The sequence below is a fragment of the Dyadobacter bucti genome, assembly GCF_005869225.1.
In the GTDB taxonomy this organism is placed as follows: Bacteria; Bacteroidota; Bacteroidia; order Cytophagales; family Spirosomataceae; genus Dyadobacter; species Dyadobacter bucti.
In genome coordinates, this window is sequence record NZ_SWFP01000003.1 from 391,867 (window position 1) to 413,809 (window position 21,943).

Annotated in this window: 17 protein-coding genes; 4 read left to right on the forward strand and 13 right to left on the reverse strand. The window is 45.8% G+C overall.

Annotation, left to right across the window (positions count from 1 at the left end; translation table 11 throughout):
- Positions 1 to 63 precede the first annotated feature (63 nt).
- Positions 64 to 1,356 carry an amidohydrolase gene (locus FBF61_RS11755; RefSeq protein WP_138477422.1) on the forward strand — a complete coding sequence of 431 codons (1,293 nt, stop codon included), beginning with the start codon at positions 64 to 66 and terminating at the stop codon, positions 1,354 to 1,356.
- 4 nt (positions 1,357 to 1,360) lie between these two features.
- Here FBF61_RS11755 and FBF61_RS11760 read toward each other — a convergent pair whose 3' ends face one another.
- From FBF61_RS11760 to FBF61_RS11800, 9 genes are all read right to left on the reverse strand, one after another.
- Positions 1,361 to 2,161 (reverse strand): SDR family oxidoreductase, encoded by an 801-nt coding sequence (locus FBF61_RS11760; protein ID WP_138477423.1) that lies wholly within the window; start codon positions 2,159 to 2,161, stop codon positions 1,361 to 1,363.
- 9 nt (positions 2,162 to 2,170) lie between these two features.
- Positions 2,171 to 3,106 carry a S66 peptidase family protein gene (locus FBF61_RS11765; RefSeq protein ID WP_138477424.1) on the reverse strand — a complete coding sequence of 312 codons (936 nt, stop codon included), beginning with the start codon at positions 3,104 to 3,106 and terminating at the stop codon, positions 2,171 to 2,173.
- A 36-nt stretch (positions 3,107 to 3,142) separates the two neighbouring features.
- Entirely contained in the window at positions 3,143 to 3,469 is a 327-nt protein-coding gene (locus tag FBF61_RS11770; protein ID WP_138477425.1) for a DciA family protein, read from the reverse strand.
- 60 nt (positions 3,470 to 3,529) lie between these two features.
- Positions 3,530 to 6,490 (reverse strand): serine hydrolase domain-containing protein, encoded by a 2,961-nt coding sequence (locus FBF61_RS11775; protein WP_138477426.1) that lies wholly within the window; start codon positions 6,488 to 6,490, stop codon positions 3,530 to 3,532.
- A gap of 114 nt (positions 6,491 to 6,604) precedes the next feature.
- Positions 6,605 to 7,747, reverse strand: coding sequence for a chromate efflux transporter (chrA, locus tag FBF61_RS11780; protein ID WP_138478079.1), 1,143 nt, complete (start codon positions 7,745 to 7,747; stop codon positions 6,605 to 6,607).
- 52 nt (positions 7,748 to 7,799) lie between these two features.
- On the reverse strand, positions 7,800 to 8,756 hold the full coding sequence (locus FBF61_RS11785; protein WP_138477427.1) for an isopenicillin N synthase family dioxygenase: 957 nt from the start codon (positions 8,754 to 8,756) through the stop codon (positions 7,800 to 7,802).
- 98 nt (positions 8,757 to 8,854) lie between these two features.
- Positions 8,855 to 9,715, reverse strand: a complete 861-nt coding sequence (locus tag FBF61_RS11790; protein WP_205748273.1) for a sugar phosphate isomerase/epimerase family protein — start codon at positions 9,713 to 9,715, stop codon at positions 8,855 to 8,857.
- Between the two features lie 85 nt (positions 9,716 to 9,800).
- On the reverse strand, positions 9,801 to 11,177 hold the full coding sequence (locus FBF61_RS11795; protein WP_138477428.1) for a M16 family metallopeptidase: 1,377 nt from the start codon (positions 11,175 to 11,177) through the stop codon (positions 9,801 to 9,803).
- Positions 11,178 to 11,218: 41 nt separating this feature from the next.
- Complete coding sequence (locus tag FBF61_RS11800; protein WP_138477429.1) at positions 11,219 to 12,541, reverse strand: M16 family metallopeptidase; 1,323 nt, start codon at positions 12,539 to 12,541, stop codon at positions 11,219 to 11,221.
- 100 nt (positions 12,542 to 12,641) lie between these two features.
- On the opposite strand from FBF61_RS11800, the gene FBF61_RS11805 reads away from it, so the two are divergent.
- The gene (locus FBF61_RS11805; protein WP_229215013.1) at positions 12,642 to 13,451 is read left to right on the forward strand and encodes an endonuclease/exonuclease/phosphatase family protein; all 810 of its coding nucleotides are present in this window, start codon (positions 12,642 to 12,644) and stop codon (positions 13,449 to 13,451) included.
- Here the strand turns inward: FBF61_RS11805 and FBF61_RS11810 are convergent.
- Positions 13,418 to 15,193 carry a VRR-NUC domain-containing protein gene (locus FBF61_RS11810; protein WP_138477430.1) on the reverse strand — a complete coding sequence of 592 codons (1,776 nt, stop codon included), beginning with the start codon at positions 15,191 to 15,193 and terminating at the stop codon, positions 13,418 to 13,420. The genes FBF61_RS11805 and FBF61_RS11810 overlap by 34 nt on opposite strands.
- A gap of 214 nt (positions 15,194 to 15,407) precedes the next feature.
- Here FBF61_RS11810 and FBF61_RS11815 point away from each other — a divergent pair, with 214 nt between their 5' ends.
- Complete coding sequence (locus FBF61_RS11815; RefSeq protein ID WP_138477431.1) at positions 15,408 to 16,598, forward strand: phosphoglycerate kinase; 1,191 nt, start codon at positions 15,408 to 15,410, stop codon at positions 16,596 to 16,598.
- Between the two features lie 116 nt (positions 16,599 to 16,714).
- On the opposite strand, the gene FBF61_RS11820 is transcribed toward FBF61_RS11815, so the two are convergent.
- Together FBF61_RS11820 and FBF61_RS11825 are read right to left on the reverse strand one after the other, a co-directional pair.
- Entirely contained in the window at positions 16,715 to 19,165 is a 2,451-nt protein-coding gene (locus FBF61_RS11820) for a TonB-dependent receptor (RefSeq protein WP_138477432.1), read from the reverse strand.
- Between the two features lie 455 nt (positions 19,166 to 19,620).
- A complete protein-coding gene (locus FBF61_RS11825; RefSeq protein ID WP_026628253.1) occupies positions 19,621 to 19,812 on the reverse strand; it encodes a cold-shock protein in 192 nt (63 codons plus the stop codon).
- Positions 19,813 to 19,989: 177 nt separating this feature from the next.
- Between FBF61_RS11825 and guaA the strand changes: the two genes are divergently transcribed.
- Positions 19,990 to 21,519, forward strand: coding sequence for a glutamine-hydrolyzing GMP synthase (guaA, locus tag FBF61_RS11830; protein ID WP_138477433.1), 1,530 nt, complete (start codon positions 19,990 to 19,992; stop codon positions 21,517 to 21,519).
- Between the two features lie 64 nt (positions 21,520 to 21,583).
- Here the strand turns inward: guaA and FBF61_RS11835 are convergent, their stop codons facing one another.
- Positions 21,584 to 21,748, reverse strand: a complete 165-nt coding sequence (locus tag FBF61_RS11835; RefSeq protein ID WP_138477434.1) for a DUF1328 family protein — start codon at positions 21,746 to 21,748, stop codon at positions 21,584 to 21,586.
- Between the last annotated feature and the right edge of the window lie 195 nt (positions 21,749 to 21,943).

A 21,943-nucleotide genomic window follows, 5' to 3' on the forward strand; every position in this document is an offset into this window, starting at 1 on the left:
TTTCGCCGATCGGTTACAACAGTATAGGATTATTTCAATATCAACTATATAAACCCAATGTTCATGGTACGAAGTGTTTTACTTTTAGGCTGCCTTTTATTATTTGGTATCCCCAGCTTTGGTCAGGTTTCCAATATTGACCAGAAAGCCAGGTCGATAGAAGAAAAAATCATTCAGTGGAGGCGTTACTTTCATCAGAATCCGGAGCTTGGAAACCGGGAATTCAAAACCGCCGAAAAAGTCGCAGAACACCTGAAACAATTGGGGATTGAAGTGAAGACCGGAGTGGCCCATACCGGGGTAGTCGGGATTCTGAAGGGCGGAAAAGCAGGGCCTGTTGTTGCCCTAAGGGCTGACATGGACGGTTTGCCTGTTACGGAGAGAGTTGAGGTTCCGTTCAAATCAACGGTTGTGGCAGACTATAACGGACAGAAAACCGGGGTAATGCACGCTTGTGGACATGATACCCATATCGCGATTTTGATGGGCGTCGCTGAGGTACTGGCTTCCATGAAGAATGAGTTGAAAGGAACCGTAAAATTCATTTTTCAGCCAGCTGAGGAAGGTGCTCCGGAAGGCGAGGAGGGTGGTGCCAAACTGATGGTCAAAGAAGGGGTACTTGAGAACCCGAAAGTGGAGGCGATTTTTGGACTACATATAGATTCACAGATCGAAGTCGGAAAAATCGCTTACCGGCCTGGTGCTACGATGGCGGCAGTTGATTTTTTTAGCATTAATGTAAAAGGAAAGCAAACCCACGGTGCATATCCATGGTCGGGAGTTGATCCTATTGTGACCTCATCGCAGATCGTCACAGCACTGCAGACCATTGTGAGCCGCAATCTGAATCTCACACAAGCTCCGGCGGTAGTGACGATCGGAGCAATCAATGGCGGTATCCGGCAGAACATTATTCCGGAAGAAGTGAAGATGATCGGCACAATCCGCACTTTCGATGAAGGAATGCATTCGTATGTACATAAGCGTGTGTCTGAGATTTCTACGCACATTGCGGAGAGTGCGGGCGCGACTGCAAACGTGAAGATCGATGTGTTGTACCCGGTAACTTTCAATGACGTAGCGCTGACCGAAAAGATGATCGGGACTGTGCAGAATGTGGCTGGGAAGGAAAATGTAACATTGATCCCCGCCAAAACAGGGGCCGAGGATTTTTCGTACTACCAGCAAAAAGTGCCTGGCTTCTTCTTCTTCCTTGGTGGAAAACCAAAAGGAAAGGATGTCTCAGAGGCTGCTCCCCATCACACTCCCGACTTTTTTGTAGATGAAAGCAGCATGGTACTGGGCGTGAGGTCGCTAAGCCGGCTGGCAGTGGATTACCTGGAAAAAGCCAAATAATATTTTACTCAGGAATATTTTTCCTAACCTGGTCAAAAAGGAAATCCGGAAAAAACCTTTTCATATAAATAGCGGCAACTTCCTTAAAACCACCGATATAGATTTCTTTTTTATCCTTTTTTACAGCTTCAAGGATCCTCCCGGCACATTCTTCTGCTGGGATCCCTTTTTGCTGATTGGCGTCCATTTTGCCGAACTTACTTCCGGACTCATTCAGCGCATTTAATGAAATATTGGTACGGATATAGCCCGGGCATATCGTGGTCACTTTGATGTTGTGCTCATAACCTTCGGCCCGCAGGGAATCGTAAAAGCCCTGCAACGCATGTTTGGCTGCATTATACCCTGACCGCATAATTGTTCCTATCTTCCCCGCCACACTGCTGATTACAATAAAATGCCCGCTTTTCTGCTCCATCATGTAGGGAAGTACAGCTTTGGTGAGGGCCACCGTACTGAAAAAATTCACTTCCATCAGCTTTTTATAAACTTCCAATTCCGTGTCCCGGATATAGGAACGCTGGCTTACACCGGCATTATGGACCATGATGTCAATACGTTGAAAATGTGCTATCACTTTTTCGGCGGCAGGTTTTGCTTTGTCGAGGTCAGTAACGTCCATTGGTAGCACCAGTACGTGAGACTCTGGCAGCCCGGTCAGTTTTTTTACCCGTTCGAGTTCCTCCTCCCTGCGTGCAGTAAGTACCAGTTTTGCACCTTCCTGAGCGAAGGCCATTGTTAGCGCCTCGCCAATTCCTGCCGAAGCTCCCGTGATCCATACGACCTTATCCTTAAACGAGTTCATGAAAATGATTTAGATAATTGAAGGGGAAGTATTTAAGTGCTGAAATTTAGCTTTGCGGCTATTTACCTCCAGCCGGCAATTCATTCCTATCCCCATCGCCCGGTTATCACCAACATGGCCGACCGGAAAATTATAGCAAACCGGGTAATTAAATCCGGAAACATGTTCCTGAACAATTTCATTTGCATCCTTGCCAAATGTCGGATTGCTATTGTCTTTCATGTCTGTAAATTGTCCGACAACGAGGCCGGCGAGGTGCTCCAGCTTTCCCGCGCGTTTCATCTGGACCATCATCCGGTCCAGATTATAGAGGTATTCACCTACATCTTCAATGAAAAGGATCTTTCCGCGGGTGTCGGTCTCGGTCGCAGAGCCAATCATGTGAGCAAGAATGCAAAGATTTCCCCCCACAAGGTTTCCACTGGCTATTCCGTTCCGGTTGAAAGGATGTGCTGGAATGTCGTATTCAGCTAATTCGCCAAACAACAACTGTCTCAGCGACTCGGCGGCGAGGCCGGCGCCCTCGGTAGTGATCGACTTGGCCATAGGCGCATGTGCTCCTGCATAACCAAGCTGATATATCCGGGATAAAATAACCGTAAGGTCGCTGAATCCAACGACCCATTTGGGTGATTTCAAAAACTGATCAAAATTGAGTCGGTCGACAATCCGGGAACACCCGTAACCGCCGCGGGCCGCGACAACAGCCTTGATGGATGGATCGTCCAGCATATTCTGAAGGTCAGCAAGCCGGACGGCGTCGGTTGCCGAAAACTGGTTAAAGGAGTCTTTCAGCGTTTCGCCTTCGGTAACTTCCAGTCCCCATTTATTTTTAAAAAGGTTGATTCCCGGAATTACATCCTCGTAACGTACGATACTTGCGGGAGCTGTAATTCCTATTTTATCTCCTGCTTGCAAAAAAGGAGGGAGCTTGATTTCGTTCATGCAAATTTTTTGCGGATCAACAGGCGTGGGCCATTGCTAAATAAACACCACATCCTCGACCAGGCTTGTGCCCATTTCCCGGTTTATGAGTTCAATAATTTTTGATTTCGCGCGAACCAGCTCGTTCCGCAATGGAGCAGATTCTATCTGAAGGAAAAGCGTCCGCTCTTTGATATAGACAGTTTTGGTACGGGAAGCGATTGCCGATCCCATTATTTTATCCCAATGTGCAACGACATAGGACTGGTCGAACCTGTTGCGGAGCCGGTACTTTTCCAGCATCTGGTCTATGGCTTCTTTTAAAGGAGTAATACCTGGCCGGCGCGATGCTTTTTCTTTATCAAAACGATAGTGTTGTGCCATAGTTGAAAGGGATTATTACAAATGTAGAAAGATAAGGGAGATTGATCTCATCAACACTCACTACTTTTTTAACAATTCCTGATACACCACATCCATGATCGCAGTGCGGATATTCAAAGTCGATATCTTGCTGTTTTCCCTGGTCGGATAAACCCGGTTAGAGAAAAACACGTAGTTCAATTTCCAGGCCGGGTCCGCCCAGGTCATGATCCCGGTGTAGCCGGTATGCCCAAAGCTCGACGGACTCGCATACCGGGGAGCATTGCCCGAATATTTGAAAGTTGGCTTGTCAAAACCAATTCCGCGGCGGCTGCCCATTTCCGGATACTGATATCTGGTAAATTCGATGAGCGCATCTTTGCTCAGTAATTGCTGGCCGCCATAGTAACCTTGCTGCAGGTACATCTGCCATACTTTCATAACATCATTGACATCTCCGAACAAACCCGCGTGCCCGCTCAGTCCGCCCAGCATAGCTGCCGCCTCGTCATGAACCTGGCCATGCAGCTGGGTCATGCGGAAAAAAGTATCCCGCTCGGTAGGAACGATATCTTCGAGCTTGTAAAACCGTTTCGGATTAAATGTAAGGGTATTGGCGCCGAGTTTATGATAGTAGTGGTTTTTCAGATAATCCTCGAAATTTTCACCGGAAAGGCGTTTTACAATTTGTGGATATAATATGAATGACAAATCGCTGTACACATAACCTTCCTTTTCATTCAGCGGGGAATCCCGGATGGCGTGGAAAATGGTCTGGTCGTAATTTTTGAAAATAAACAGGCTGTCGCCCACGACGGAAGTAGGATAGCGCCTGGACTGTTTGGCGCTGAATGTTCTCTTTTTCCATGTTCCGTCGGGATTTTGCGCTTCTTTCCAAAGCACAATAAATGCTTTCAAACGTGCGCTGTGGGTCAATACCCGTCTCCACTGCAGATCTGCTTTATTGGATTTGGCAAAATCCGGAAGATAGTCCTTCATAGTTGCATCCAGATCAAATTTCTTTTGGTCCCAAAGACTCATCAATGCCAGTGTAGAAGCGGTGATTTTTGTTACTGATGCCAAATCGTACAGATCGGTCAGTTTCACCGGTGCCTGGCCTTCATAGGTATGTTTGCCGTAAGCTTTCCTGAAAAAAACTTTTCCGTCTTTGGCCAGCTGCACTACACAGCCAGGGGTTGCTTTTTCGGTGATGGCAAGGTTGGCAATGGAGTCAATTTTAAAAGTGATGGTTCCGGAGTCCATCCCAAGCTCTTCCGGAATGGTATATTTCAGCCTGCCGATGGCGGGTGTTTCGATGCCTGAATTGTAGGGGAATTGTGCATTCACTGTCACGGGTAATTTCCCTTGCGCCGGAATTGCCCCAAAAACTAGCTGGGCAGACAGATCCTGCGTATAAGGAGTGAGCTGATAAGACATGATCAATGCCCGGGAACTTTCAACAGACGGGATCTTATTAAGTGCATAGGGGTTACCAAATATCGATACCACTGCTTTTTTGGTAGCGATCAATTCTTGTAAAACTGCATTCATCTGATCCGTAAGTCCGTAATTGGTGCGGGGAGAAATGCTGCCGAGATGCACACCGACCAATAACAGATTATAAGATGAAAGTTTAGTGCGAAGTGCTGCTATTTGCGCTTCCGTTGGTTTTGTAGGTATAAAATAATGATCTACCGTGGTATACAAACCCAGCGTTTTCTGAAAGCTGGTGATCGTATCTGCTCCCAGTGACACGGACGCGATTTTTAAAGTATCCAGATCACGCAGCGGCAAAAGGTCGTTGTCATTTTTTAAAATCGTCAATGCCTTTTCCGTCAGTAATCTGTTGGTAAGCTCGGCGGCTTTGGGGTTCAGATCTTCGTAAAGATTGTTCAGGTCGACCGGCTTATATTGATTCAGACCCGCCCAGGCTTTCGCTTCCAGGACTTTGCGGCAGCGGAAGTCTATTTCAGCTTGTGTGATTTTCCCTTCCGCAATGCTCTTTTTAATTTCGGCAATGGATTTGGAAACATCTTCAGTGAACTCCAGCAAATCCATTCCCGCTTCCAGGCCCATAGCATCTGCCTTTCCGTCGGGGAAATATTTTGTCACCCCCTTCATATTCATCGCGTCGGAATAGATCAGCCCTTCAAAACCCAACTGATTTCTCAAAAGATCCGATATAATAGGTTTGGAAAGCGTAGACGGAAGATTTGCTGTTTTATCCAAAGCCGGAATACTAAGGTGTGCAATCATCATTCCGCTTAGTCCTGCATTGATAAGTGCTTTAAAGGGATATAATTCAAGAGAATCGATTCTGGTTGCATCGTGTGAGATCAAAGGCAAATCATAGTGAGAGTCGGTGCCGGTATCACCGTGGCCAGGGAAATGTTTCGCGCTGGTCAACAAGCCGCCATCCTGCATACCTCTCATATATGCCACCGCCTTGTCAGCCACTTTGTACTTATTTTCGCCGAAAGAACGGAAGCTGATCACCGGATTGTTCGGGTTGTTGTTGACATCTGCTACCGGGGCAAAATTGACATGCATACCCAGTCTCCGCATTTGCCTGGCGAGCTGAGCACCCATTTCGTAGATCAGGTCATTGTTTCCCTGAACAGCGCCCAAAGTCATCTGGTAAGGATATCTAACGGTGCTGTCGATCCGCATTGCAAGACCAAATTCTGCATCCATGGCAATGAGAAGCGGTACTTTTGAGATCGATTGAAAATGGTTTGTCAGTTGCGCCTGCGGAACCGGCCCTCCCTGAAAAAACACAACCCCTCCAACCTTATTTTCGCGGATCAGTTTTTCCACGGCCGCCGGGTTGCTGATCTTTGGATCGATTAAAGCTCTTTTTACATCAGACACTGCCGCTACCATGATCAACTGGGCGATTCGCTCGTCCGGTGTGAGCGTTGCAAAGACAGAATCGACCCACTGCTTGTTTTTATTCAGGAAATTAGGGGAAGTAATGATTTGGGCATTGGCAATACAGAAACTCGAAAGTAAAAGGCAGAAGGCTGCGAAGGATTTTTTCATGAGTTGGGACATAACAGGAATAAGTTTCCAAAGTTTGAAAAACCTATCGACTATTGCAATGGAAAGTATTTAACTTAAACGGGCAATGATATAGGGATAAAGGGTAATGTTTGATTAAAAAGCCAATCCCAGTATCAATCCACCCAGAATGATGAGGTAGGACGGGAATTTGGTAAAAGCCAGCACCAGCAGCGTTACGATAACCGTGAGCAGCGGCTGCCAGTCGGTCAGCATGGGTTGAAAAAGGGACATAGCCGCTGCGATGGTAAGCCCGCAGCTGGCGGCATGAATTCCCTGAAGCGACGCCCTGATCCCCCGGTATTTTTTCAATTGGTCCCAGAAAGGGTAAGCAAAAAATATGAAAAAAGTCCCCGGTAAAAAGATGCCTGCGGTAGCCACAAAACCGCCAATGATTTGTCCGGTAACACCTTCCGACTGCATGGAAACGCTTCCTACAAAAGTTGCGATCGAAAAGACGGGCCCTGGTACAACCTGCGTCAGTGCCATTCCCGCAAGAAATTCCTGGTCGGTGAGGTAGCTTTTGAATTCTACAAATTCGTTGTAAAGAATAGGGATCAATACCTGGCCGCCGCCGAAAACCAGACTGCCGTTCCGGTAAAAGTTCTCAAAAAGACGTACCGGCAATGAATTGGTGACCTTACCTACAATCGCTGCCGTGATCAGAACGGATATCCAGAAAATGATAGGCCGCCAGCGAATCCGTATCGGCCCTTTTTCCATTTTTTCATGCTTTTGAAAGTTCAGCGAAGCTGCTATCCCCCCGGAAATAATCAGCACAGGAGTCATGTATGGCGATGGATACAGGTAAGCTAGCACTGTGGATATGATCAGGAACGACCAGCCCTGCAGGTTGTGGATTACTTTTCGCGCGATAGCATAGGCGCCATAGATCAGAAAAGCCACCGCCATCGGGCCTACGAACCGCGTAAATCCAAGCGAAACACTATTTCGTTCCAGGTAGTGGATACCTATTGCCGCGAGGGTCATCAATACCATTGCAGGAAGAGACCAAACCAGTAAGCTGAGATAGGCAAGAGGCTGTCCCCCGATTTTTAGCCCGATTGCCGTGACGGTTTGCGTAGAACTCGGACCAGGTAGGAGCTGGCAAAGAGCTTGTAATTCAAGAAGTTCTTCTTCGGTGATATAGCGTCGTTTCCGCACCAGTCTTTCGATCATCATCATCAAATGCACCTGTGCCCCGCCAAAGGCTGTAAGGGACAACAACAGGATATCCATCAGGTAAATGATGTAACGGAAACGGCGGATAGGTGGGTAGGCCAATGGATTTTTATTTCTTTAATCCTAATTCTCTTAACCGCTCATCCAGAAACTCGCCCGCAGTCATATTGGTATACAATTTTGGCTGGTCAGCCGTGACACAGCTTTCCAGGCACGTCAGGTCCATATCCGCCCTGGGATGCATGAAAAACGGGATTGAATAGCGGGACGTACCCATTTTTTCCCGCGGCGGATTGACAACTCTGTGAATCGTGGATTTTAATTTATGGTTGGTAAGCCTGTCGAGCATATCGCCTACATTGACTACGATCTGATCGGGCAGGGCCGTGATTGCGATCCACTCACCGTCCCGACGGAGCACTTCCAGCCCTTCTGCGCTGGCGCCCATCAGCAAAGTGATCAGGTTAATGTCTCCGTGGGCTGCGGCCCTTACGGCACCTTCAGGTACCAGTTCTGGGTTTGGGATCGGGAAGTAATGCAATGCCCTTAAAAGGCTGTCGCCGTTTTTAACTTTATCTTCAAAATAATCTTCCGGCAAATTCAGGTATAGCGCAATAGCCCTGAGCAATGTTTTTCCCGCCTGTTCAAAAGTTTCGTAAACTTTGAGTGTATATTTTTTGAAATCGGGCAGTTCGTCCGGGAAAATATTGGAAGGCATGCTGCCGATCGGGTCAGGCTGGCCGATGTGGTAAAATTCTTTGAGATCTCCTACTTTAAATCCTTTCGCGGTTTCTTTGCCTTTGCCCACATAACCCCGCTGACCGAAAAGTTCGGCAAATTCATATTTCCTTTTTATTTCATCGGGGAATTCAAAAAACTCCCTGACGGTATCGTAAAGACTGGCCCGCAGCGCATCACTGAGTCCGTGATTTTTGATGGCAACAAACCCGATGTTTGTAAATGCTTCCCCCAGATCTTCAACAAATTTTTCTTTCTGGCCGGCATCACCGGAAGTGAAATTGGCTAAATCCAGTGACGGGACTTGATTTAATAATGCAGGCTCCATAATTGTTTTTTTGCAAAGTATAAAACTATCTGTTGGTTCTGCAACCCCCCGAAAGAAAACAGACTTGCCGGATATTAATTCCCGGCAAGTCTGAAAAGTTATTCTTTGATTCCTTTGATATATGCAATCGTCTGCGGAATTTGTTTCAGGTAAGATGGGCTTTCATCCTCTATAAAGTAATGTTTGATGCCTACTTTTTTCGCGGCTTTCAACACGGCAGGGATATCGATCTGGCCTGTTCCGAGCGCTACATCATTGGTAGTGGGTGTGCCTCCGGACAAATTACCTTTCACACCTTTTTTCAGGTCCTTCAGGTGCATTAGTTTCCAGCGGGTAGGGTATTTCAGGAGCAATTTTGCGGGGTCCTGTCCCGGAAAAGCAGTCCATAACACATCCATTTCAAAGGATACATACTCGGGATTTGTATTTTTTACAATGTAATCGAACAACGTTCCGTCTTCGTAGGGCACAAACTCATAACCGTGATTGTGATAAGTAAGCGTGATTCCTGCTTCTTTCAGCTCTTTGCCGGCTTTGTTGAAATCGGCCACAGCCTTTTTTGCAGTTTCGAGGTCAAAATTGCCTCCTTTGTGAGGTATCCAGGCTACCATTACATACTTGGCACCAAAGATTTTGGCATTCTTGATCGTCTCGGCGGTGCTTTCGCTGAGGAGTTTGTAATCAGCACCAATGGAAACCATTTTGATGCCTCGTTTGTCCAGTTGTTTGCGAAGTTCTTCTGCTGTCATGCCTTTGAGCGGTCCGCCTTCCATTTCAGTTACGCCCAGGGATTTGATCGTATCCAGAGTCGCCTCGATACCCTTGTCCCAGCTGCCGCGGAAAGTGTATGCCTGCAGACCGATGGGACTTGTATAAACTGGTTTTCCCTGCGCAAATACGCCGGTCTGAGTGGCCAGCAGGGCAATTAAAAAACAACCCCAATATGTTAATTTCTGCATTTTGATAATGTTTAAAGTTTGATTTGATACTAAGATTGAATGCCCGAAGATAGCCTTGTTAAAAGCAGGTGCTTCCTTTGATATACTAAAATCCGTCTGCCTTGATTTGCTTTTCGGTTATCTCGCCATATTTCTTTACCTGGTCTCTGATTTCATCGGCTTTTCCGATCAGGACAAACTGCAGATTGTTTTTGGGAAAATAGGTAGCAATGACTTCTTTCGCCTGTGCTGTGGTGAGTCCGTCGACTTTGCTTTGAAAGGTATTGATAAAATTTCCATCAAAATTATAGACGAACATATCGGTTAACAGACGGGCTAGGGCACCGGCAGACTCGTATTCCGGTGGAAAATCGCCTTTTACATATGCCTTGGCAGAGGCGAGGATTTCTTCGTTGATACCAGTTTTGTGCAGACTGTCCAATACACTCAGCGCCATATCGATCGCCGGGACTGTAGTGGAATTTTTGGTAAAGGTACTGATCGCGAAAGTGCCCGCATATTTGTACCTGCTGAACCGGCTGCCGGCACCATAAGTCAGACCGGAATTTACGCGGAGCGCGTCATTGAGCCAGGAAGTAAACCGGCCACCAAGAATTGTATTCATCACCAGCACCGGCACATAGTCAGGAGAATTGTAATCAATGCCTTTGCCGCCGATCAGAAAAGTGGTTTCCCGTGCATCGTCTTTATTGACGAGCAGAACCCGGCTTTTGTCAAATTCTAGGTCCGGAGCTACCCGTTTTACCATCCGCGATTCGGCAGTTTTCCAGTTGCTGAACAAAGCAGTGATCGTCTTTTTCATGTCGGCAGTTTTGAAATCACCAACCACCGCAATTGCGCCACGTCCTGTGGTATAATTACTTTTATAAAAGGCTTTTACGTCTGCGGAAGTGATTTTCTCCACCGTGGATTTCGTACCCCCGACAGGCGTGGCATAGGGGAAGCTTTTAAACAAAAATACATTGAAATAATTGCCGATCACCGAGCGTGGGCTTTCCTTTTGCTGCGTGAGTTCGAGCAAAGTCCTTTGCTTGTGTTTGTCAAATTCCGTCGCGTCGAAAACAGGATACATCAGTACCTGCTGAATGATATCAAACAGCTTTTCCTGATCTTTTGCAGCAAATGAAGATGTCAGGCCGGCACTTTCTTTCCCGGCCACGGTATTGAGCGTCGCGCCGACAAAGTCCGTCATTTCCTCTATCTGCGGCTTCGTATATTTTTGTGTTCCAAAAACAAGGGCATCCGCTGTCAGGCTCGACAGCCCGTACCGGTCACCGTCGTTCATGGCGCCGGCGTCAAATACCGCGGATACATTGATGAGTGGCACTTCGTGCTGTTCCATCAGATAGATGGTCAGGCCGTTTTTGAGCGTGAATTTTTCATATTTCGGGACTTTAAAATTGTTCTGCGCAACAGCGTTGACAGCCAGCATCGCAAAAAATAAAAAGAATATATTTTTCATCGGGAAAGAATTGATGTTTTAAATAAGTTGACTGGCAGACATTATTTTGATTTTTCCGGGAGCAAAAAGCCTGTTGTTTTGTTGCGGTCGGTAAAATACGCTGCCGCCACTCGTTTGATATCGGCGGTCGTCACTTTTTGATATAATTCCGGAGCCTCAAACATTTTCCTGTAATCGCCGAAGAACACATCATAAGTCCCGATGCTGTTTGCTTTTCCGTTGATGGTTTCCAGCGTGCGATAGAATTCCATCAGCTTCTGATTTTTCACTTTCTGAAGCTCTTCTTCGGTAACACCGTCCTTGATGATCATTTCCAGCTGTCCGGAGATGGATTTTTCCAGAGCCTCTGCGGAGATATTATCGGCAGCTACGGCGAAAATTGTAAAAATATTGGGATCAAAACCTTCTCCCAGCGAGGTAAACACCCTTGCGGCGATCGTACTGTCCATCACCAGTGATTTCACCAGCCGCGAAGAATTGCCTGAAGTCAGGAGACTGCTCAGCAAATCGAGTGCATAATAATCCTGGTGGCCCGTTTGCGGTGTGTGGTATGCCATCAGAATATTGGGTGTGGTGATATCTTTATAAGCAGTAACCCGGCGTTCGCCATTCTGAGGAGGTTCTATTGTCCTGATTTTGGGTGGCAAGCCGCGCGCAGGTATAGGTGCCATATACTGGTCGGCCAGTTTGCGCACCTGGCCCATAGTAATATCGCCCACCACCACCACAGTAGCATTGTTGGGCGAATAATATGTTTTGAAATAATTTTCAAGGTCTTCCTGCGTCCAGCTTTTGATGTCCGATTCAAAACCGATCACCGGAAACATATATGGATGCTCCTGGAAAGCAACCGATTGTACTTGTTCGCCGATCAGCCTGTAGTTACTGTTTTCTAATCCGGTGCTCCGCTCAGAAAGTACTACACCCCGCTCACTTTCAACCATTTTCGGGTCAATGGAGAGGCTGGCAATACGGTCGGATTCAAGCTTGAAAATCGTTTCGAGCGCATCTTTCTGAAACCAGTCGGTATACACGGTTACGTTTTCGGTTGTATAGGCATTGTTGGAGCCACCATTGGCTTCCATAACGCGGTCGAACTCCTTGGGACCGTAATTTTTGGAACCATTGAACATCATGTGTTCAAAAAAGTGGGAGAGGCCGGTGATGCCGTGGACTTCATTTCGCGAACCGACTTTCCAGAACAAGTACATATTTGCCGTCGGGATGGAATGGTCTTCCAGTACCAGAAATTTCATTCCGTTCGGTAAGGTAAAAGTCTTTACGTCGTCTGGTTTGTTCTGGGCGTATGCTGCCCCGAAACCAGCGATTAATGCCGCGGAAAGCAGCAAATTTTTTAGCCTCATTGCATATTGGTTTTTAATTGATGTGTAATGATAATGAAATTTGAAAAAAGCATGATTGTAATCTGCTATTTTTGGCGTTGTTGTTTCTATATCCTGTTGAATGATGAAAAATCTACTTTACTGTGCCCTGACACTGATTTTATGCGCTGCATTTACCTCGGCTCCCGATAAAGATCCTGAAAATGTTTCGCCGGAAAAGCAGCTTCTTAAAGTCATGACCTATAACATTCATCATTGTAACCCGCCGTCTGCCGGAGACAAGATCGATGTGGAGGCCATTGCCAAAGTAATCAACGCAGAAAAGCCTGATTTCGTGGCTTTGCAGGAAGTGGACGTAAACACCGAACGTTCGGGGAAAGGGAAAAATCAGGCGCAACAGCTGGCCGAACTGACGGGTATGAAATTCTATTTTTCCAAAGCCATTGACCATCAGGGCGGAGATTACGGGGTAGCCGTTTTGTCCCGCTTTCCGATTGTCGATTCCGTAAGGTACGATCTGCCGGTACATGCCGACAAGCCGGAAGAAAACAGGACGATAGCCGCTGTAACGGTTGTTCTCCCCTCAAAACAAAAAATGATCTTTGCGAGTACGCATTTGGGGTTAAAAGAACCTAACCGGCTTTTGCAGGCTGAAAAGATCATTGAACATTTTGGCAAAACCAAATTACCTATGATCCTGGCGGGGGATTTCAACGCGGTTCCGGAAAGTCCGGTGATAGCTCATTTTGACAAATATTTCACGCGCACCTGCTCAGATTGTAAACCCACTATCCCTGTTGAAAATCCGGATAAAACGATTGACTTTATCATGTCAAATAAAGGCAGCAAGCTACGAGGATCCAATACCCGTGTAATTGACGAGCAATATGCGTCGGATCATTTGCCGGTCGTGGCGGAATTTGAGCTGTAATCGACGTCTGGCTTAATCCAATTGACCCTCACAATCCTGCTCTGCACCTGGTGCTCGGCGAAGAAATGCTGCCAGTGCAGCTGCCGGGAAGACAAATGGTCGGTGGGGGATTTAATTTCGATAAAAGCATATTCGTTTTCGTTCCAGACCAGTAAGTCGGGAAAGCCGCGGGTGTTTTCTCTGAGATTTAATGCGATTTCGATCATGATCGAATGGATCTGTTCGGGGCTGAGCAACGATATCAGTGTGAGGACCTTTTCCACGGCACCTTCGTACCATGGCACCAGCACATTGGTGACGCCATATTTTTCAGCATAAGTTTCCCTCACTATATCTTCCATGACTTCCTTGCTATTGGCTAGTCTCAACCGCTCGGTGAGCTGGGCAGACCTTTTAAAATAAAAATCGGGAAGGAAAAAGTCGGACGGGATCCTTTGTAGCGGATTGTGGATCGTTTTGACATTGGTATCATATATAATGTCCCAGAAAAGCAGCCCGAAAAGCGCCCGCCACGGTTCATTTTCACTGAAAAAAGCCTGATACCCCTGTTCCCGATAGTAATGTATAGCGCCCAGTTCAACCTGATAGCGGTACATGACAGGTACTTCAATAGCATCCGCTGCTTTCAATGCCTGGGTTGTACGCTTGACGACCCGTTTCTTTTTGTTACTGATTTTTTCATAAAAATCCTGGCTGAAATAACGCTCATCTGCATTTTGCGGGTTCTCAGCTATTTCTTCACAAAGTGCCAGGGCTTCATCTATTTCTCCGAGATTGTAAAGCAGCCTGACACGTCTTTCACGGGCCGGAGCATCGTTGGTGAGCTGGTAGATCGTGAGTGCCTGTGAGAGCATTTTTTTTCTTTCCAGCCAGGCACTTACCCGCAGGATAAAGGAATTAAAAGACGGAATGGCCTTAATGCTCAAACCGGTACCGCTGCCGGATTGCCAGTTCATAAACCAGTCGAAAATTTCTTCTGGCGGAAGTACGGTTTTGATGTCATCAAAAGTCTCTTTCATCAGCGAGACCATCAATGTATCGTCGACGTCCTTGCGGCTTTCAAATTGTATGGATAAATGCTGTTCGTCGAACGATTGGAAACGTACATGCCCGAGGTCACGGATCACGAATTCGGTCATATCCGCATTCCGGTTGCCGAAAAACAGAAATTTCATCAGCATGACTTCGGCCTCAAAGCTAACCTTGAACACAGGCTCTGTCTGGCAAATGATTTCGCATAATTTGCTGAACTCATATTCGTAGACCAGCCAGCGCACCAGATCGGGCTTGCGGATATTTTTGGAAGGCATGATGTCTGGCCCCAGCATTTTGGTGATGACCAGCAGCTCGGGTTTGGTAAAAAGGTCTATGATCTCATCCTGCCGGTTCTGATGTGAATCGCAGAGGGATTCGATAAAATCGTTTTCCAGCAGCTCATTCAAAACTGCTGGCAGGTCTGAAATTTCGGAGTAGGAAAGGCTGTTAACCCGGAAAAATGATTTGCTCCGGTTGCTGAAACGGATGAAAAGGCATTGCGCGTCTTCCGACAATCCATCATACTGGTTCAGGAACCGGCTCTCGTCTTCGTTCAGTACGTGTGCATATCTTTTGCGCACAAAATCCAGCACATAACCGAAATAATCATGGTAATACTTGGGTGGCAGATCCGCCGGAAACTCAGTATTCTGAGCAAATGGATTGGAAAACACTGTACTGGAAACCGGATAAAAATTATTTGACATCAATATAAAGTTACCAAATAAATCCGTCTCCCGTCGATTTTCAGGACGGGTTTTTAAAGTTTATATTTATTTTGCGAAATGGCTGATTTTTAGAAAAATTGATAGTGTAAATAGGATTATACTTATTATGAAAGCTTGCTTTTCTCAATTACATAGTATATTATAAAGAAATTGGTTTACATTTGTTTCCTATGGAAAACAATTTTACCTGCCCATGACAACATTAGATTCTTATGATTTCTCAGGCAAAAAAGCCTTGGTTCGCGTTGACTTCAATGTTCCGCTTAATGACAAATTTGAGATCACGGACGATACACGCATCCGTGCAACTATCTCCACAATCAACAAGATTCTTAATGACGGAGGCTCTGTCATACTGATGTCGCATTTGGGTCGTCCGAAAGACGGACCGACTGAAAAATACTCTCTGAAGCACCTCGTGAACCCGCTTTCCCTGATTCTTGGCAAAACCGTGAAGTTCGCTGACGACTGCGTTGGAGAAAGTGCAACCGAACTTGCCGGCGCTTTGCAGCCGGGCGAAGTATTGCTGCTTGAAAACCTTCGGTTTTACAAGGAAGAGGAAAAAGGTGATGAAGCTTTTGCCGAGAAATTGTCAAAACTGGGTGATGTTTGGGTGATGGATGCTTTTGGTACCGCACACAGGGCACATGCTTCTACCGCGGTTATCGGCAAGTTTTTTACTGATAAAGTTTGCGGTTATGTGATGCAGGCTGAACTTGATAATGCTGAAAGGCTTCTCGAACATTCAGAAAGACCTTTTACAGCGATTATGGGTGGGGCCAAAATTTCTGATAAAATTCTGATCATCGAACGTCTGCTTGACAAGGTGGATAATCTGATCATTGGCGGAGGGATGTCCTATACTTTTTCAAAAGCGCAGGGTGGAAGCATCGGACAGTCGCTACTGGAAGCTGATAAGCAGGATCTGACATTGGAACTGGTTAGAAAAGCGAAAGACAAAGGTGTTAACCTGATATTACCCGTGGATACTGTCATTGCAGACCGTTTCAGCAATGATGCGGAGCGTAAAGTAGTTACAGCAGGTGAGATTCCTGACAGCTGGCAGGGACTGGACATTGGTCCTGAAACCATCAAGATTTTTGCTGACATTGTTAAAAACTCAAAAACAGTTCTTTGGAACGGTCCGATGGGTGTTTTTGAATTTCCAAACTTTGCACAGGGAACCAACGCAATTGCTGAGGCAGTGGTAGCGGTTACGGAGGAAAATGATGCATTCTCCCTGATCGGCGGCGGCGATTCTGCTTCTGCGATCAACAATGCAGGTTTTGGCGACCGCGTAAGCTATGTTTCGACAGGTGGTGGAGCGTTACTTGAGTATATGGAAGGGAAGACTTTACCAGGCGTTGCTGCTTTGGAAAGCTAGTCTTCAGGTTTGTATTGCAGAAAATAAGAAATCCATCCCTCACAGCGAGGGATGGATTTTCTGCATAACAAACCTAACTAATTTATGAATTCAGGTCTTGCGACCGGGATTCCTGATCAATTGCCGCCTGCACGTTTCTGAAGATCGTCAGAACCGGTATTACGCTGGCGGGCACCCTTCACATTTTGATTTCCAAAATTGTATGTAAAGGTAAGTCTGAACTGGCGGCTTGGCCACTGAGAGCGGACAGAGAAATCAATGTCCTTGTAAACCGCCTTACCGCGAAAGCGGTTAGTCCAGAAAATGTCATTCACGTTGAGACGGATCGTCCCTTTTTTATTCATTATATTTTTTTGCAGACCTGCGTTCAGCATGCCCATAGGCTTGGCTGCGTACAGACCGTAAAACGCCCGGCTGTTGTACCAGCCCGATATCTCTGCCGAGAATCCCTTGGGTAATGTAAACTGGTTGCTCGCATACATATTCCAGGATGCCTGTTTGATTTCCAGCTTTTCTTCCAGGTAAATCGAATTATAGTGGTTGTAAACCCCTGTAAAGTTGGTTTGCACGTTCCACCATTTTGCGATCTTGATCGGGAACGAAACAGTCAGGCTGACATTATCTTGGTTGTCAAGGTTATCGGATGTTACGAAAGTCTTATTTTCTGAAGCGATTTGCTGAGGCAGCTCGTCTGCGATCATATCCTTGATCCGGCTGTATGCCAGGGTGGTATTCAGAAAGTTTTTATAAACATGGACCAGCTGGAACGAATTGGTGTACTGCGGTTTCAGATTCGGGTTGCCTCGCTGGAAAGTATATGGATCAAGATAAAATTCGAATGGGTTAAGCGACTGGTAGTTCGGACGGTCGATCCTGCGGCTGTAAGAAATATTGATCACATTGTTGGTATCCAGCTGATTGGACAAAAACACACTTGGAAAAAGATTTACATAATTCCGGTCGCGTTTCTGGTTCAGCGTCACTGAATTTCCGATCGAGTGGGTATGTTCACCCCGGAGACCAAGCTGGTATTTTACCTTTTTTGAAATATTGCCGCTGTAATTCAGATAAGCAGCATTTACGTTTTCGGTGTATTTAAATTGATTGGATCTGGTAGGATCAAGAACCCAGTCGTCGATCTTTGTTTCAAAAACCATGTCATTATCAGAAGCAACAACGCTGGATTTCAAACCGGTTTCGAACTTTCCTTTCCAAAGCTTTTGCGTATAGTCCAGTTTTGCCACACCGATATTGATGTTAGAAGGCATATTATTCCGGACGTTCTCGGGATTTCCGTCGGGCGTTCCGTCCGGCGCAAAATAGCGGGTATCCAGTATGCTTTTCTTGGTGCCGGTATAATTCACGTAATCAATATCAAAGGTCAGTTCTTTGCCGTTGTCGTCGAACTGGTGTTTCAAATTCAGGTTTGAACTGATGTTATGCATGGTACCACCATTAAAAACATCGGTACGGAATGTTCTCTGCAAACTCAGATCTTCATTCAGGATGCGCGTATTGGTTTGCCCGAAAGGATTACTCCAATCGTTATAGAACCCCGAAACAAGTACGCCCACTGTTGTCTTTTCTGTTGCAAAATAATCCACTCCTGCCCTGATATTATGGTACTGCGACTTATTGATGCGCTCTGTGCGCTGATCGAAAATTGTCACCTTACCTTCAAAAGGGATTTTTCTGTAAATATCATTGTTATTAAAGCCTTTATTTAAAAAAGTACCTGCGCTGACGAATGAGCTTAGTTTCCCTGCGCGGTAATTAACGGTCACAGAAGCATTTCCACGGCCATATTTCGCATGAGCAAGCCCCAGATTAATATTTCCGTTGGTACCGTAATTTTTATTGCGTTTCATTTTAATATTAATGATCCCGGAGTTCCCGGCAGCATCATATTTGGCCGAAGGATTGGTGATCAGCTCTATTTTTTCGATGTTGTCGCTTGGAGTATTGCGTAAAAGCGTGATCAGTTCCTGTTGAGACAAAAATGTTTGTTTCCCATCAATCTGGACGATAACGCCTTCTTTCCCTCTTAATTTAAGCTGTTCATTTTGCTGATCGACAGTCACACCCGGAGCACGTTCCAGGATTTCAAGCGCAGTGGCCCCGGCAGATACAATACTGTTCTCAACATTGACGACGGTGCGGTCGATCTCCTGTTCAATAAATGGCTTTTTGGCTACTACGGTTACCTCGTTCAGCGACTGCGTGTCCGTAGTAAGCTGAGAGGCGGGCAGCGCGATAGGCGCATCCTTGACCGTAAAAGGTTCTGAGTAGTTTTTTTGATAACCAACCATGGAGACGAGTACGAGATATTTACCATTCGCAACCTGATCAAAAACATACTTTCCATTTTCGTCGGCGGCGAGGCCTTTCACGAGTACGGAATCCTTGGCGTGGAGCAGCAGTACATTCACAAAAGGAAACGGCTGAGATTTCTCGTCCAGGATTGCTCCGGACAGTTTTGCCTTCCCTGGAAGGTTCGGATTAGTTTGGGCCAGCACAAAGCTTCCGCTCAGTAGCAGGGCTACAGTTAGGTTAGTAAAGAATTTCATGGCTAATGGATTACTGTTAATGTACGGGCTGCAAATTGCAAAAGCTACTTCCTCAGCTCCGGTACATTGCAAATGTAAGTACTTTGTATAACATAGAACCTTTGATTACATAAATGGTTATTATGTTACATAAGTGGATAGTGTGTAACTGGATTCGGTTTATAGATACAAATGAAGAAATGAATGTTGCATGAAGCACGGAAAAAAGTTTGGACGGGGGAAAGGGGGGATGGGGGAAGAAGGAAAGGGAGGAAGGTCATGTGTTGTCATTTGCAGTCATGTGTTGCTATCACGATTCCTGACTGTGTCTGACTAAAAACGACCATACTTGACTAAAACTGACACATGACAAAATACGACTGCTCTCAATAACTAACTGCTATACCTGAAATGAAAAAAGCCGCCTCGTTGCTTTCGCATTGAAACGGCTTTTTTAAAATTATATTAAGTCCCTATCAGGCAAGCTTAACATTAATCGCGTTAAGTCCTTTACGTCCTTCCTGTAGGTCAAAAGTAACGTCGTCATTTTCGCGAACTTCGTCAACAAGACCGGAGATGTGTACAAAATAGTCCTGTCCCGTCTCTGTGTCTTTAATAAACCCGTAACCTTTAGAGTCATTAAAGAATTTTACTGTTCCTTGATTCATATTAATTATATATTGAAAAATTTAGGTAAATGTAACCATAAAATAGTGTTAGTACAAAATAACCTTGAAAAATTAAAATGAATCGCAGTTCTGTGCCAACGGGTTATCCGACTGCCTTTAAACTATTTTTTTCGTTTCGGTCAATCTCCCTACATTTGCGTTTTAGATAGCATTTATATGACTGAACAAATTCTTATTTTGGATTTTGGTTCACAGTATACACAATTAATAGCACGTCGTGTCCGTGAGCTTAATGTCTATTGTGAAATCCATCCATACAATAATTTCCCCGACCTCACTCCCAACATTAAAGGTGTCATTCTTTCAGGCAGCCCCTGTTCCGTCCGGGATGCAGATTCTCCTAAAATAGATCTTGATAAATTTCGTAAAATAGTACCCGTTCTCGGCGTATGCTATGGCGCGCAGTTGATGGCCCAGATGCTCGGTGGAGACGTAAAACCTTCTCAGCACCGCGAATACGGCAGGGCAAGACTTGATGTGAAGGATACAGATTCTTCCCTGCTGGCCGGCTTGTCGGAATCTTCGCAGGTTTGGATGTCACATGGAGACACGATCGTTCGTGCTCCTGAAAATTTCCACATCGTAGCTTCGACGGAATCTGTTAAAGTTGCCGCTTTCAAAATTGAGGATGAACTTACCTATGGTATCCAGTTCCACCCGGAAGTAACGCATTCCACAGAAGGTAAAAAGCTGATGTACAACTTTGTAGTGAAAATCTGCGGTTGTAAGCAAGACTGGACTTCTGAGTCATTCGTGGAACATACCATACACAACCTTCGCCAGAAACTGGGCAACGACAGGGTTGTGATGGCATTATCGGGAGGTGTCGATTCAACAGTTGCTGCGACGCTGGTACATCAGGCAATCGGCGAAAATCTCTATTGTATTTTTGTAGATAATGGCCTGTTACGTAAGGATGAATTTGCGGAAGTACTTCATTCTTACCAGAATATGGGCTTGAATATCAAAGGTGTAGATTCAAGATCTCATTTCTACGAGTCGCTCAAAGGGCTTACAGATCCGGAAGCAAAGCGCAAGGCGATCGGCAAATCCTTTATCGATATTTTTGATCAGGAAGCGCACCTTATCGAAGAGGTAAAGTGGCTGGGGCAGGGAACCATATATCCTGATGTCATTGAATCTGTCTCCATCAACGGGCCTTCCGCAACGATTAAATCTCACCACAATGTAGGTGGCTTACCCGATTTCATGAAGCTCAAAGTGGTGGAGCCACTGAATACTTTGTTCAAAGATGAAGTCAGGGCAGTTGGAAGGACACTTGGCATCGATGAAAATATACTGGGGCGTCATCCGTTCCCGGGACCTGGCCTTGCGATCCGCATTCTGGGAGAGATCACTCCGGAAAAAGTAGCTATCCTGCAGGAAGTCGACGCGATATTTATCGGGAGTCTGCGCAAATGGAACCTGTATAAAGAGGTATGGCAGGCTGGTGTCATGTTGCTGCCGGTACAAAGTGTGGGTGTGATGGGAGACGAAAGAACTTATGAAAGTGTCGTCGCACTCCGGGCGGTTACTTCCGTCGATGGCATGACCGCCGACTGGGCGCATCTGCCATACAATTTCCTGGCGGAGGTTTCTAATGATATTATCAATAAAGTGAAAGGTGTGAATAGGGTTGTCTATGACATTTCGTCCAAGCCACCTGCAACCATTGAGTGGGAATAGTCCTAAAAAGAGAAGAGCGGATCAATGTCCGCTTTTCTCTTTTTAAATCGTCTTTGCAAGATCATCAGGATCGCCCGACGCCACGGCTTATCAGGCTCAGTACAAATAGTACCAGAAAAACGAAGAAAAGTATTTTAGCTATTCCGGCAGCACCGGCAGCAATTCCTCCAAAGCCAAGCACTCCGGCTATAATAGCTACGATTAGAAATATTACGGTCCATTTAAGCATAATTGACAAAGTGTTAAGGTTATGATTGATTCATATATGCTTTTAGGAATTACCAATTATGTGCCAAAGCGGGTTTATCGGTTAAAGCCTATTTCTGGCTTAAAAATGAAGTTATTCGTCCCTTTTCAAGGACTTTTGTGTGGAGAATGATGCCCATCCAGATCTTGTAGCCATGCTGTAAACAACGGCTTAGTA

What these genes read in the sequence shown, in the direction of transcription:
- FBF61_RS11755 (WP_138477422.1), top strand. Translation starts at nt 64, where the DNA reads ATGGTACGAAGTGTTTTACTTTTAGGCTGCCTTTTATTATTTGGTATC.
- FBF61_RS11760 (WP_138477423.1), bottom strand. Translation starts at nt 2,161, where the DNA reads ATGAACTCGTTTAAGGATAAGGTCGTATGGATCACGGGAGCTTCGGCA.
- FBF61_RS11765 (WP_138477424.1), bottom strand. Translation starts at nt 3,106, where the DNA reads ATGAACGAAATCAAGCTCCCTCCTTTTTTGCAAGCAGGAGATAAAATA.
- FBF61_RS11770 (WP_138477425.1), bottom strand. Translation starts at nt 3,469, where the DNA reads ATGGCACAACACTATCGTTTTGATAAAGAAAAAGCATCGCGCCGGCCA.
- FBF61_RS11775 (WP_138477426.1), bottom strand. Translation starts at nt 6,490, where the DNA reads ATGAAAAAATCCTTCGCAGCCTTCTGCCTTTTACTTTCGAGTTTCTGT.
- chrA (WP_138478079.1), bottom strand. Translation starts at nt 7,747, where the DNA reads ATGGATATCCTGTTGTTGTCCCTTACAGCCTTTGGCGGGGCACAGGTG.
- FBF61_RS11785 (WP_138477427.1), bottom strand. Translation starts at nt 8,756, where the DNA reads ATGGAGCCTGCATTATTAAATCAAGTCCCGTCACTGGATTTAGCCAAT.
- FBF61_RS11790 (WP_205748273.1), bottom strand. Translation starts at nt 9,715, where the DNA reads ATGCAGAAATTAACATATTGGGGTTGTTTTTTAATTGCCCTGCTGGCC.
- FBF61_RS11795 (WP_138477428.1), bottom strand. Translation starts at nt 11,177, where the DNA reads ATGAAAAATATATTCTTTTTATTTTTTGCGATGCTGGCTGTCAACGCT.
- FBF61_RS11800 (WP_138477429.1), bottom strand. Translation starts at nt 12,541, where the DNA reads ATGAGGCTAAAAAATTTGCTGCTTTCCGCGGCATTAATCGCTGGTTTC.
- FBF61_RS11805 (WP_229215013.1), top strand. Translation starts at nt 12,642, where the DNA reads ATGATGAAAAATCTACTTTACTGTGCCCTGACACTGATTTTATGCGCT.
- FBF61_RS11810 (WP_138477430.1), bottom strand. Translation starts at nt 15,193, where the DNA reads ATGTCAAATAATTTTTATCCGGTTTCCAGTACAGTGTTTTCCAATCCA.
- FBF61_RS11815 (WP_138477431.1), top strand. Translation starts at nt 15,408, where the DNA reads ATGACAACATTAGATTCTTATGATTTCTCAGGCAAAAAAGCCTTGGTT.
- FBF61_RS11820 (WP_138477432.1), bottom strand. Translation starts at nt 19,165, where the DNA reads ATGAAATTCTTTACTAACCTAACTGTAGCCCTGCTACTGAGCGGAAGC.
- FBF61_RS11825 (WP_026628253.1), bottom strand. Translation starts at nt 19,812, where the DNA reads ATGAATCAAGGAACAGTAAAATTCTTTAATGACTCTAAAGGTTACGGG.
- guaA (WP_138477433.1), top strand. Translation starts at nt 19,990, where the DNA reads ATGACTGAACAAATTCTTATTTTGGATTTTGGTTCACAGTATACACAA.
- FBF61_RS11835 (WP_138477434.1), bottom strand. Translation starts at nt 21,748, where the DNA reads ATGCTTAAATGGACCGTAATATTTCTAATCGTAGCTATTATAGCCGGA.